This window comes from Paraburkholderia sp. DHOC27 (assembly GCF_003429005.1).
GTDB lineage: Bacteria > Pseudomonadota > Gammaproteobacteria > Burkholderiales > Burkholderiaceae > Paraburkholderia.
Map to the genome: position 1 here is coordinate 713,292 of NZ_QVQV01000001.1, position 12,374 is coordinate 725,665.

Annotated in this window: 14 protein-coding genes; 9 read left to right on the plus strand and 5 right to left on the minus strand. The window is 58.7% G+C overall.

Annotated features, from left to right (window positions below; genetic code table 11):
* Positions 1-7: 7 nt before the first annotated feature.
* The 4 genes from D0B32_RS03085 to D0B32_RS03095 form a co-directional block, all read right to left on the minus strand.
* Positions 8-403, minus strand: coding sequence for a response regulator transcription factor (locus D0B32_RS03085; protein ID WP_117332199.1), 396 nt, complete (start codon positions 401-403; stop codon positions 8-10).
* A gap of 155 nt (positions 404-558) precedes the next feature.
* Complete coding sequence (locus tag D0B32_RS03090; RefSeq protein WP_117332200.1) at positions 559-1,218, minus strand: response regulator transcription factor; 660 nt, start codon at positions 1,216-1,218, stop codon at positions 559-561.
* Positions 1,219-1,513: 295 nt separating this feature from the next.
* Positions 1,514-1,642 carry a hypothetical protein gene (locus D0B32_RS32850; protein ID WP_259294861.1) on the minus strand — a complete coding sequence of 43 codons (129 nt, stop codon included), beginning with the start codon at positions 1,640-1,642 and terminating at the stop codon, positions 1,514-1,516.
* A gap of 67 nt (positions 1,643-1,709) precedes the next feature.
* Positions 1,710-2,168: a hypothetical protein gene (locus tag D0B32_RS03095; RefSeq protein ID WP_117332201.1), complete on the minus strand. Its 459-nt coding sequence runs from the start codon at positions 2,166-2,168 to the stop codon at positions 1,710-1,712.
* Positions 2,169-2,609: 441 nt separating this feature from the next.
* Here D0B32_RS03095 and D0B32_RS03100 point away from each other — a divergent pair, with 441 nt between their 5' ends.
* From D0B32_RS03100 to D0B32_RS03140, 9 genes are all read left to right on the plus strand, one after another.
* On the plus strand, positions 2,610-3,287 hold the full coding sequence (locus D0B32_RS03100; RefSeq protein ID WP_117332202.1) for a type 1 glutamine amidotransferase domain-containing protein: 678 nt from the start codon (positions 2,610-2,612) through the stop codon (positions 3,285-3,287).
* 156 nt (positions 3,288-3,443) lie between these two features.
* Positions 3,444-4,445 carry a TIGR03571 family LLM class oxidoreductase gene (locus D0B32_RS03105; RefSeq protein ID WP_117332203.1) on the plus strand — a complete coding sequence of 334 codons (1,002 nt, stop codon included), beginning with the start codon at positions 3,444-3,446 and terminating at the stop codon, positions 4,443-4,445.
* 180 nt (positions 4,446-4,625) lie between these two features.
* Positions 4,626-5,258 (plus strand): DsbA family protein, encoded by a 633-nt coding sequence (locus D0B32_RS03110; protein ID WP_117332204.1) that lies wholly within the window; start codon positions 4,626-4,628, stop codon positions 5,256-5,258.
* A gap of 55 nt (positions 5,259-5,313) precedes the next feature.
* A complete protein-coding gene (locus D0B32_RS03115; RefSeq protein ID WP_117332205.1) occupies positions 5,314-6,255 on the plus strand; it encodes a LysR family transcriptional regulator in 942 nt (313 codons plus the stop codon).
* A gap of 180 nt (positions 6,256-6,435) precedes the next feature.
* Complete coding sequence (locus tag D0B32_RS03120; protein WP_117332206.1) at positions 6,436-7,845, plus strand: MmgE/PrpD family protein; 1,410 nt, start codon at positions 6,436-6,438, stop codon at positions 7,843-7,845.
* 388 nt (positions 7,846-8,233) lie between these two features.
* Positions 8,234-8,566: a DUF3331 domain-containing protein gene (locus D0B32_RS03125; protein ID WP_259294862.1), complete on the plus strand. Its 333-nt coding sequence runs from the start codon at positions 8,234-8,236 to the stop codon at positions 8,564-8,566.
* 57 nt (positions 8,567-8,623) lie between these two features.
* Complete coding sequence (locus tag D0B32_RS03130) at positions 8,624-9,646, plus strand: LysR family transcriptional regulator (RefSeq protein ID WP_117332208.1); 1,023 nt, start codon at positions 8,624-8,626, stop codon at positions 9,644-9,646.
* 130 nt (positions 9,647-9,776) lie between these two features.
* Positions 9,777-10,235: a MarR family winged helix-turn-helix transcriptional regulator gene (locus D0B32_RS03135; RefSeq protein WP_117332209.1), complete on the plus strand. Its 459-nt coding sequence runs from the start codon at positions 9,777-9,779 to the stop codon at positions 10,233-10,235.
* Between the two features lie 121 nt (positions 10,236-10,356).
* Entirely contained in the window at positions 10,357-11,244 is an 888-nt protein-coding gene (locus D0B32_RS03140; protein WP_117333433.1) for a LysR family transcriptional regulator, read from the plus strand.
* A gap of 46 nt (positions 11,245-11,290) precedes the next feature.
* Here the strand turns inward: D0B32_RS03140 and D0B32_RS03145 are convergent, their stop codons facing one another.
* The gene (locus D0B32_RS03145; protein ID WP_117332210.1) at positions 11,291-12,268 is read right to left on the minus strand and encodes a LysR family transcriptional regulator; all 978 of its coding nucleotides are present in this window, start codon (positions 12,266-12,268) and stop codon (positions 11,291-11,293) included.
* Positions 12,269-12,374 lie beyond the last annotated feature (106 nt).

The following is a 12,374-nucleotide window of genomic DNA, read 5'->3' on the forward strand; positions in this document are numbered from 1 at the left end:
GTTGCTCTTATGTCTGCAGTATCTCGTCGATCAGCGCGAGCAGCCGCTCATCGTCCACTGGCTTGGAGAAAAAGCCCGCGGCGCCGCCCGTGTTGGCGCGTTCGAGAAGTTCCTGGGTTGCGAAGGCGGTGATGAAGATCACGGGCACGGGCCGCTTCCATTGCTTGATCGCTTCGAGCAGACCAAAGCCGTCCATGCCGGGCATATGGATATCCGCGACCACGAGCTTGAGTCGGGAGCGGTGCGTATCGTCCAGAAGATGGCTGGCGGAAGGATAGGCGACCACCTTCCAGTTCGCTGAACGCAGCAAACTCGATGTCGCCATGCGGACGGACTCGTCATCGTCCACAACCCCAATCACTGCAGAAGAGTGCTTTGCGATCATCTCGGGTCCGCAGGCCATCGAAAGGATTCGGAAAGGTCGAATCCTCTGCACAAATTACAGGTCTACGGGAGAGGCGACAATAAGACCTTCGAATGATTTGGGTGACAGTTCGTATTAGCCGTGACCCGTTCGCCGCAGCGAACCGTTGCCTCACGCAGCAGATCCAGAAAGTTCTACCTGGCGCCTTGCTGGGCGGGCACCACCTGCTGCAACTTCCTGACTACGTCAGGCACCGAGCGCGCATGTAACTTGTGCATCGCTTGCGCGCGGTGGATCTTCACTGTCACTTCACTCAAACAAAGGAGGTCGGCGATCTGCTTGTTCAGGAGCCCTTCGGCGACCAACCTGATCACTTCCCGCTCGCGTGCCGTGAGGGAATCGTAGGCTTGGCGGATATCCGCGACAATCCTCTCCTGGCGCTTCAATTCACCATCCCTCTTCAGGGCTGCGGCGATCGTATCAATCAGATCCTGGTCCTTGAACGGCTTTGTCATAAAATCGAAAGCGCCCGCCTTCATGGCCTTGACCGACATCTCAATGTCGCCGTGCCCAGTCAAGAAGATGACTGGAAACCGGACAGTTTCCTTAAAAGGCTCCTGCTGCAGGGTCAGGCCGCTCGTACCGCGCAGCCGGACATCGAGAATGAGGCAACTCGGCACGTCGGGCCGCTCGGCTGCCAGAAAGTCGTCGGCCGATTCGTAAGCGCGCACATGAATGCCGACCGACATGAGTAGGGACGTCAGTGCGCCTCGAATAGATTCATCGTCGTCGACTACATAAACCAGCGAGTCCGGCAGTGATTCACTTCCCGTGACACCGTTGTCCTGTTTCATCGCTCGATCTTCGAAAAGTCCACTACGGCAAGACGCCGCCGATCTTTTCGTATGGTAAGCAATGCTGGACCTTAACGCTACCGTTTGTGGACAGTCTTTCCGATTGTCGGTGGCCCGGCGGATTGCTTTACCTGATGGCCCCCTTCAGCACTGCGGAACGCCGCTCCAGTTGGGTACCGCACCCAGCCTAAACAAATTCGCGTTCGATCACCAGTGTGCGAGCGGATAGCTCATTCATCTCATGGTTCGCTCCACTCATACCTTCGGATAGGTAGCGGGGTGGAGACACATCCGCTCACAGCAGACAAACGCAGCTGAGATCCACAGTGCGGCGGTACACGTTTTTGTTGAGCCAGGGCACGAAGGTGTACTCGTCGTAGGCGTTGCTGCCCAGAAAAATCCAGTTGTGCAATACGTTGGACATGACTCACTCCTCAAACGGACGCGACGACGCGCATCAGGATTTTTACCGGGACCGGCAACCGCGAATTTCACTGCTGATGTGACCGCCGCGTGCGTGACGAGACGAAGCCATAGGCCACCACGCACGCGGCCTTGACGAGGCACTCAACCGTCGAGACCGTGGCGATCGCAAAGGACTGTTTGTATTCCAGCGGCAGCGCCGGCGCGATCGCCAATACGCTTGCCCCGCAAATGAACGCGAACGTGCCGCGTGCAAAGCGTAGGTTGGCTACGGCGGCGAGACCGGCGGCGAGCATCACGAGCTTCGATACAAGCAACGCAAGCAGTCCAACCTGCGCGTCGGCGCCGCCCAGTTCCAGGGGCGTTTCGAGCAGCGACCAGCCGCAGACGGCCACGACGAGGATTTTGAACATCCGCTCTGAGAGGGCATTCGATGGGGGGATATCGCTGTGAATCCAGCGCGGTTCCGCTGCCAGTGCGTCGATCCGCAAAGCGGTCATCGAATCTGCTATTTCCCGTGCGTTCACGACACATCCTCCATGTCGGCCGCGCATGAATTAGACGCGTTGGCCATGACATCAAGGTAGACGGTCCAGCACCAGAAAACTATTGTACGAACGTCTTGGGCAGCCTCTTAAAGAGCGTGGGGACCTCATACGAGGGTATAGCTCCATGTGCCAATGGGCGGTGCTCGCAGACAGTTCGACGATGGGTAATCCGCGACGTGAAGACCTCACTTGCATGCTTAAGTGCTGTCTGGGCCATACCTTGGTATATGTCGTCCGAACCGAAGTGCACCTTTGCAGCATGCCTTGGATTGATGGCGTGCCGGCGCTATTCGAAGTACGGTTCTCCAGGTCCGCACACACGCATCCTTGCGAGTACCTCGAGCGGGTCCGCACATTCACTTCGAGCTTGCAACCGACGATGCCTCTCATGGCATTCGTCTCAACGAACGGAGACTCACAATGAAGATCTTGATGGTGTTGACGTCACACAACGTGCTGGGAAATACGGGCAAACCGACCGGCTTCTGGCTCGAAGAATTCACGGCCCCGTATTACGTCTTCCTCGATGCCGGAGCGGACGTCACCGTCGCGTCGGTGAAGGGCGGTCAACCGCCTGTCGATCCAAAGAGCGACGAGCCGGGCAATCAGACCGATTCAATGGAACGCTTCAAAAAAGACGCTGCCGCGCAGCGGGTTCTCGCTAATACAATTAAGCTATCCGAAGTAACGTCTGAAGGATTCGACACGGTGTTCTATCCTGGCGGTCACGGTCCATTGTGGGATCTGGTGAGCGACAAACACTCCATCGCGCTGATCGAGGCGTTCTATAACGCAGGTAAGCCAGTCGCCGCCGTCTGCCACGCGCCTGCCGTGTTGAATAACGTCACGTATCAGGGGCAGCCCATCGTCAAGGGAAAGCGCGTCACGGGCTTTGCCAATAGCGAGGAAGAAGCGGTGCAGCTCACCAAGGTCGTGCCGTTTCTTGTCGAAGACGAAGTCAAGCGCCTGGGTGGCCTCTACGAAAAAGGCCCTGACTGGTCGGTTTATACGGTAGTAGATGGACACCTGATCACGGGCCAGAATCCGGCGTCGTCAGGCCCGGCTGCCAAAGAGCTGGTCAAACTGTTGCAGGCGTAATGGTATGGCGGCGCGGGCTCAGCATTCCTCGTGGCCTCCGCCGCCCGCGTGTCAGGCTCGCGATTCTTGACGCGCCGTATCAAGTGTTTTTAGTGGCGCTGCGTTTCCGATGGGTTCGAAAGTCAGTACTCTGCTTCGAAACCCTAAGGAAAGTTCATGGACATGTCGCTCCCCATCCACGAGTCACGACCGGCCATTCACGCGTCAGATGTGAAATCGCACCCGGGCTACAGGCGCGTCTTTCGCGAGCAGCAATTGACCGTGGGTCTGATCCTGCCGCTAGAGACGCATCCGCATTCTCCGCAGCCCACGATGCGCGACCACATCGCGATGGCGCAAAAGGCGGAAGATCTTGGCGTGGCCGCCCTGTGGGCACGCGACATTCCGTTCTTCGATCCAGCCTACGGCGACGTCGGGCAGATTTTCGATCCGCTCATCTACATCGCGCATCTGGCCGCTGCGACGCGCCACATCACGCTCGGCACGGCCGGCATTGTGCTGCCAATGCGCGAGCCCATGCTGCTGGCCAAGCAGATCAATTCGCTCGATCAGCTCACGCAGGGGCGACTCGTGGCGGGAATGTCTTCCGGCGACCGTCCGTCCGAGTATCCGGTATTCGGAATCGACTTCGACACGCGCGGCGATCGCTTCAGAGACGCGTTCAGCGTTTATCGCACGGTGGGCGAGCAATCGTTTCCGCGCTTCGATTCCGCACGTTTTGGCCGCAGTGATGGCTCGCTGGACATGTTGCCCAAGCCCCTGCACGGACGCACGCCCGCGATTGCGGTGGGCGGCGCACAGCAAAGCCTTGAATGGATTGCACGCAACATGGATGGCTACCTCGGCTTCGTGCCGGAGCCGGACAAGCTGAACGCGTTCGGGAACGCGTGGCGTGATGCAATGCCTGATGACGGGCACGGCGCCACTCGCAAGCCCTTGGCATTCGGTGGATTTCTCTATCTGCACCGCAATCCGCATTGCGCATTCAGACGCATTCGAGGCGGCTTTGCGATTGGCAGCCGCGTGCTGCGCGACTTTCTCGAGCAGGCACGTGAGGCAGGCGTTCAGCACGTTGCGCTCAACCCGAAGGTCACGCCGCGTCCCTATGCCGAGATACTCGACGAACTAGGCAGCGTCGTTTTGCCGACATTTTCATAAGCGGGTTTTCGAAGCCCTGGTTACACCATGTAAAAACTGAATTGAGTCTCACCAGGTTAATGCGGACGCGGTTTGGCCCTATAGTTTTTGCACGGACGTTACCCGTTGTTCCATCTGGAATCTACTGCACTAACCGCTGACAGAAGCGGCCGCAGGAACCGAAATTTAACTGGAAGTGCAATGAAACTGATATTCGTAGGCGATCCGATGTGCTCGTGGTGCTATGGTTTTAGCAAAGAGATGAAAACCATCGTGCAAACGCTGCCCGATCTCGACGTGCAGGTTGTAATGGGCGGCCTCGCCGCCGGTTCGACCACCGTTCTGGACGATGCAGGCAAGCGGTTTCGCCTCACACATTGGGCGCGCGTTGAACAGGCGAGCGGCGTGGAATTCAATCGTGAAGCGTTGCTGGCACGGAAGAATTTCGTCTATGACACGGAGCCCGTGTGCCGTGCCGTGGTGACGGCGCGTCTGATCGAACCGTCGGTTGATCTGCTGAAGGTGCTCGCCGCATTCCAGCGTGCCTTCTACGTGGATGGCGCCGATACCACCAGCGGTGAAGTACTGGCTGAGGTCGGCGCATCGGCCTTGCAGGCTGCGGGGTTCGACGTGGATGCGAAGTCGTTTCTCGCCGTGTGGTCGTCCGATAACGCCAAACTGGCAGCGCGCAAAGATTTCGAGCTGACGCGCAAGTTGGGCGTATCGGGCTTCCCGTCGCTGTTTGTCGAAGTGGATGGCAAGATTAGCCCACTCAGTTCGGGTTACACACAGGCCGCGAGCATTCAACAATCGCTCATGCGGCTTGCCGCCTGAATGCGACGGAGCAGCGGCGTGCTGTCTCCATTCGCTATGAAATGATCGGAGCAGCATGGACACGTTTCGCAACATGAAGACTTTCGTCGAGGTAGTCGAGGCGGGAAGTTTTACGGCGGCGGCCCAGCAACTGGGCACCACCACGGGCTTTGTGTCCCGCTCGATCTCCGAGCTCGAATCGCATCTGCGCACCCGTTTGCTGAATCGCACGACGCGGCGTATTGCGTTGACAGAAGCAGGCGAGCGTTACCTGCAGCGATGCTATGCGATCACGGCTTCGATTGCGGAGGCCGAAGCCGAAGCATCGAACGCGCACGCCAAGCCGATCGGCACGCTACGCGTGCATGCCATGACGAGCCTCGGGCAGAATTATCTGGTGCCCGCCATAGCGGCGTATCAGGAACGCTATCCGGCGGTCACCGTCGATCTCACCCTGTCGCAGAACGTGCCCGATCTGCTGGAAGAAGGCTACGACGTGGCCCTGCGCGTGACGCAGGGCGCGTTACCCGACTCCGCTTATGTGTCGCGGCGGCTGGGTACGTTCTACAGCATTCTGTGCGCCTCGCCCAGATATCTGGAGATCCACGGCGTGCCGCAAACCATCGCGGATCTCTCGAACCACACGTGTTTGCAGGTTGCCATGCCGATCTTTTCGGCGGACCGCTGGCATCTGGAAGACGTCAACGGCGAGCACGAATTCATGCTGCCGGACGACCGCTTCAAGGTCAACGTGCCCGATGCTATGGCGGTCGCCGTGCTGGAAGGCATGGGTATCGGCGCGTTACCCACCTTCACGGTGCGTTCGCTGTTGCACGCGGGCGCGCTCAAGCGCGTTTTGCCGGCGTATCAACTGCAAACGCTGAATGTGTTTGCGGTGTACGCGTCGCGCCAATATCTCGACGCGAAAATCAAAACGTGGATCGAATTCCTGCGCGACTGGACCGATGGCGCGCTCTCCACCGACGAGGTGGCACGCGAGGCAACCTCGAATAACTGAAGCAGGGTGTTGCGCAAACGCTAGCGCCGCCACGCTGGATATCTGCGCCACAGATACCCCTATCGTTCGGCATCGCTTGTCGCAGCGGACAAACGGTGCGAAGTTGCTGAATGCCAGTTCTCAATCGCCACTTAGCTGTAGCTTCAGCTAGATGGCGTCCCACCATGAGGCATTCGCAACATGAATCCACCCACCACCGTGCAACGCATCGGGCAATTTGCATTCAATGCCCACGCCAGTCATCTCACGCCGCAATCGCGCGCGCTGTTCAAGCGCAACATTCTCGACAGCCTTGGTTGCGCAATCGGCGCATTGTCCGGCAAACCATTCGCAGCACTGCGTGAGCAATTCGATGAATATGGCCGCTCCGGCAAGTGCACGCTGATTGGCGGCGGAACCTCGTCGCCCGATCAGGCCGCGTTATACAACTCGGGCCTCGTGCGTTATGTCGATCTACTCGACAGCTACATGTCGCCTGGCGGTCTATGTCACCCCAGTGACAACTTCGGCACCATCCTCGCAGCCGCGGATCACGCATCGGCAAGCGGTGAAGATTTCATGCTGGCGCTTGCCGTGGCGTACGAGATTGGCTGCCGCATCACCGCCATCGTTCCGGTCATGGCAAAAGGCTTTAATCACGCCATCCAGTTGGCGATTTCAGCGGCTGCGGGATCGGGCAAGTTATTCGGCCTCGACGCGCAACAGATCGCCCACGCGGTGGCGATCGCGACCGCTGACAACATCTCGCTCACCTGTGTCCATTCCGAACCGGTATCGCAATGGAAAGGGTTTTCGCCCGGCATCACTGGGATGCGTGCAATCTACTCGGCCTCTCTGGCCAAACGCGGCTTCACCGGTCCGCTTCGTCTGTTCGAAGGACCCAACGGTTTGGAACGCATGTTCGATCAGCCGCTCGAGGTGAACTGGGATGATCCACAACTGGAAGTGATTCATCAGACAGTAATGAAAAAATACTGCTCGCTGATTCACGGTCAACCGGTGCTCGAAGCGACGCTGCAGTTGAAGCGCCAACATGGCGTGACGAGTGAGGAGGTCGAGGAAGTGCGATGCGACATCTTTCAGACCGGCTTCGATATTGCGGGAGGCGGCGGCTTTGGTGCGAAAGACAATCCGCAGACAAAAGAGCAGGCCGATTACAACCTCAAGTATCTGATCGCGGTAGCGCTGCTCGATGACGAGGTGGGTCCCGCGCAGCTCGAACCCGAACGCATCCAGGCGGCCGACGCACAAGCGCTACTCAACAAAGTCACGGTGCAACCCGACGCCACCTTCAGCGCGCAATATCCGCAAGCGCTGAATACCCGTGTGACGATCCGCTGCAAGGACGGGCGAAGCTTTTCGAAGGAACACACCGGCTTCGAAGGCGGTCTTGAGAACCCATTCACGTGGGAACGTACGGTGCAGAAATTCCACTGGCTCAGCGAGCCGTATGCAGACGAAGCGCTGCGAAACGCAATCATCCAGCAGGTCGTCATGCTGGACGAGCAGCCAATCGCCGATTTGATGCAACTGCTTGCGAAGGTAAGTCCGCAGCCACGCTACACCACCACCCATACCGGGATTCAATGACGTGAGGAGCGAGTCGCAATCCTGACGAAATGATTTCAAATCGCGCGAAATGAGGCAAGCGGTTAGGGATGCTTATGCGAAAGTATGACGAGGTTGAACGATGAGGTGCTTAACGCATCCGATTGCACGACTAGCGATGCAACGAAACATTGGATACCTTACTGTAACGCGGCGGCAGTCGATGGTGGGCACCTGAATCACGACCCATTCCTTCGGCGAGCAAAACAAATAGATGCCGGCGCAGAGTCCTGACCTGAGACAGTGACACGTCATGTTTCGATTCGTAAGGAGCGCGGCCATGCTTTGCCAAGTCGATCCGTGGGTTCAAACGATTCAGTTGCTATCGTTCGGAGCGCGATTCCCAGATATTGGTGTCGAGGCGACATCCGTGACAAGACGCGGCGCATCCTGCGGCCGCGATGTGAAGCCACCGCTCGCTGCGCGCTCGCCGCATCTGAAGGTGAGTCTGATCGAGCGAACCACCTCGTCGACTGTGACCATCGCATGGCGTGATCCGACGAGTTGCTTCTACGGCGCGCAGATCTGGCGTGCCGCGAATGCCAAGGTGTCCGGGGTGTGTGCCTTGAGCGGCCAACGCATCCGGCGCGGCGACCGTATCTTTCATCCACACCGTTCGAAGCCAGCGCCTGTCAACGCGCGCGCCATGATTCTCGAATCGGCCCTGAACGAGATTGAACCGTTGCAGACCTGCCTTGTGTAGCGCTTTCTGGATGGCACGGCTGCTTACTCCGCTCTATGTTGACCAATGAGGTACGAGATGGATCAGCTCTACATGTTGCGTGCATTCGTTGCTGCTGCACGGTATCAAAGCTTCAGTAAGGCTGCAGAATCGCTGAATGTGACCACCGGGTCGGTGTCGAAAGCGATCGCCAAGCTCGAAGCATGCATTCAGACGCGGGTTCTGCTCAGAACCACGCGCTCCGTTTCGCTGACCGAAGCGGCCCAGCCTTACTATCTGAGCTGCTGCCGTCTGCTAGAGGAACTCGACGAAGCGAACCGTCGCATTGCGCGTTCTCGTGAAGTGGATAGTGGAAAGCTGCGGCTGATCGTGCATCCCATGCTGATGAGCGAAACGTTTTCGCGCCTCGTGCAAGGCTATCGCGCCATTGCGCCCAACGTGAGCTTGATCGTCTCGGTTCAGGAAGGCACGGCCAACCTGTATGACGGCCGCTTCGACATGGCGATTCTTCCGCCGCATCTGGTCGAACAGTCCGCCGTGATTCGCCGCACGTTGTCGGCCTCGCCGCGCATCTTCGTCGCTGCGCCTGCTTATCTCGAGCAATATGGCGTCCCACAGTCCGCTGCCGAGTTGACGCATCACTTCCTGTTGCTCGACACGGATTCGCGCAAGAAAGGCGTGGAGGTAGTCGATCTGTTCGAAAGCGAAACACGTGTGAGCGTGTCGCCCATGTCGTCGATGGACGGCAACGAAATCCTGCTCAGGGCAGCGGCGCTCATGGGAACCGGCATTGCCGCATTGCCAGAGACAATGGTGCGTGAAGACATTGAAGCCGGCAATCTCACGCATATCCTGCCCATGTGCACGACCTCCGACACCAAGGCCGAGATCTGTCTCTTCTACTCGCACCGCGAACTGCTGCCGGCGCGTCTGCGCACTTTCGTCGACTATTGCACGCAGTTTTTCAGGTCCACCGCACGATACGGCGCCAAAGACGCCGAAACGGTTTCGCCAGCCAAGGACTGTCGCGAAGAGTACCCGTGGCGGCTGGCCGAAGCGCGGCATGAACGGTCCATGCCATTGGAGCCCGTCATCCGCTAACAGAGAGCGGGAAAAGGACCGGCAAAGAGGTTGGCAAAGAGGTCCGGAAAAATACCGCCTTTGCGAGTTAATCGTATGCGATATATAATGCGCCTTTCATGACGTATCAGCGACGCGCTGAAGGACGCATATGAGCACGATTGAAAAGGCAGGCACAGCGCCAAAGCTGGCCGACTTTCTTTGCTTCGCGGTTTACTCGGCCAATCTCGCGTTTGGGAAGGCTTACAAACCGATTCTTGACGAGCTGGGTCTCACCTATACGCAATACATCACCATCATTGCGTTGTGGGAGGAAGACAACCAGACGGTGGGCAGCCTGGGCGAAAAGCTGTTTCTGGAGTCGAATACGCTCACGCCCATTCTCAAGAAGCTTGAGGCAATGGGCTACCTTTCCCGGGAGCGCGACCCTGCGGACGAACGTCAGGTGCTCGTGAGTCTCACGCGAAGCGGGCGGCGCCTGCGCGAGAAAGGCCTCAACATGGACCTCGTCGACGCCTGTGGGCTCACGCCGCAGGAGTTCGGCAAGGTGCAAAAGGCCATTGCCACGCTGCGCAACAACCTCATCAAGGCCGTGGAAGAGCGGCAATAAACAGCGCGGCGGTCAGGCTTCGTGACACGTCGGTGTCACGTGCATGGTTCACATGGCAGTATCAAGTGCGCGCACGGCGTGGCTGGCTGCCGGTTTGGCTCATAGCGAACAGGTGCAAAGCATGGATGTCGCCGACCTGAAGGTACTCGAAGCCGTTGCTCGCCACGGCAGCATGAACAAAGCGGCTGCTGAACTTCACACGGTGCAGTCGAACGTGACGGCGCGGATTCGCGCGCTGGAAAGAGAGGTGGGTGTCGCGCTGTTTCACCGTCACGTGCGCGGCGTGAGTTTGACACCGGCGGGGCAGCGCATGCTGCCGTACGCCGCGCGCATCGCAAAGCTGGTGGCCGATGCCAAACACGCGGCTCAGGACGACGGCCCCCCAGGCGGTGCGCTCACGCTGGGTGCACTCGAAACCACCACGGCATTGCGCCTGTCTCCCATTCTCAGTCATTTCGCCACGATGTACCCGCAGGTGCACTTGTCGCTGACTACGGGCACGAGCAGCGGCCTGACGCGCGATGTTGCGGAGTGTCGTCTCGATGGCGCGTTCGTGGCTGGCCCCGTCGATCATCCCGAGCTGCATGTCGATACCATGTTCACCGAAGAACTGGTGCTGGTCACGCCCCGCACGATCCGTTCGCTTGAATCGCTGCGCGCGGTGCAGGATCTCAAGACCATTGTCTATCGCGCGGGATGTTCATATCGTCAGCGGCTCGACGCCTTCCTCGCGGATAGAGGAATCGTCACGGCCACGCCGCTCGAATTCGGTTCACTGGATGCAATCATCGCGTGCGTTGCTGCGGGTATCGGCATCACGTTGCTGCCGCGTGGCGTGGTCGCGAAAGCGGGGGAACAGGATATCGTTGCCCTTCACACGCTTGCCTCGGAAATGGCCTCTGTTCAGACGCTTTTCATTCGCCGGCATGACGGTTATGTGTCGAGCGCGATGCGTGCCTTCCTCGATATTGCATTGTCCGAACGAGCTTCATTAATGGCGGCAGCCTGAGAGAAAGCCGCCGCTGAGCCCGCGGCGTGCACATGCGGGCACCGCATCAGACAATCGTCAGCGTTGGCTTGGCAGGTGGCATGGGTTTGTGCGTCGGCGCGTTGCGCGGCGCTCGCTGCCTGCCATGTCGCTCGCTGAAAAATGCCGCGCAAAAGTCGACAAACGTCCTGAACCTGGCCGGCAGCAATTCACGGTGCGAATAGAACAAACAGATTTCGATCTCGCTCTCAGAGGTCGAGCAGCCGGGCAAGACGTGCATCAGATTTCCATCGTCGATGTCTTGCCGGATCATGGCTTCGGGTAACACGGCGATGCCTGTTCCCATGAGCGCAGCCGCTCGCAGAAGGGCCTCGTTGCCGTCCAGAGATGCCATCGGCAACACACTCACGGGCCGGCCGTGCTCGAACAGCGCGATGAAATGGGAGTCCGTCTGGCGCAGCCGTGGATCGATCAATAGAAAATGTCGCGACATATCCTCCACATGCGCCGGCATGCCGTGCCTGTCCAGATAGGCGGGTGTCGCGACCAGCACGTTCGGCGTCTTCGACAAGGTCCTGCGTATCACCGCCGATTGCTCGACGAGTTGCGGCGGAACGATCGCAACGTCGTAGCGGCCATCATAGAGGTTGACCACGTCTTCCTGTATCGACACCATCAGGTTCACGTTCGGTGCGAGCGCGTGATACTCGGACACCATCTTCAGGAAGGTGCCGTTCACCAGTGCAGGATGGACGGCCAGACGGAGTTTGCCGCTATCGACTTCTCGCGCGCGCGTAATGCGCCGATTCGCTTCGTCGAATTCTTCGAGCAGGCGAACACAGCTCAGATAATAGGCTTGTGCTTCTTCCGTGAGCGTGACCGAGCGCGTTGTCCGATGCAGCACACGCGTCTGGATGGACGCTTCGAGTTTCGCAATGGCTTTTGAAATGGAACCCGTCGTGACGCCGAGCGAAGCCGCCGCCTTGCTAAAACTCTTATGCTGGGTCGCTGCAACGAAGGCGCGCAGCATGTAAAGCTGGTCCATCCTCAATCTCGCTGGAAATACGGAAAATGCGGCGTGTGCAGATCGTCAACACATGATGGGAGCACGAGCTAAAAGAAAAAACGCGGCCGCGACGCTCGCTGTGCCG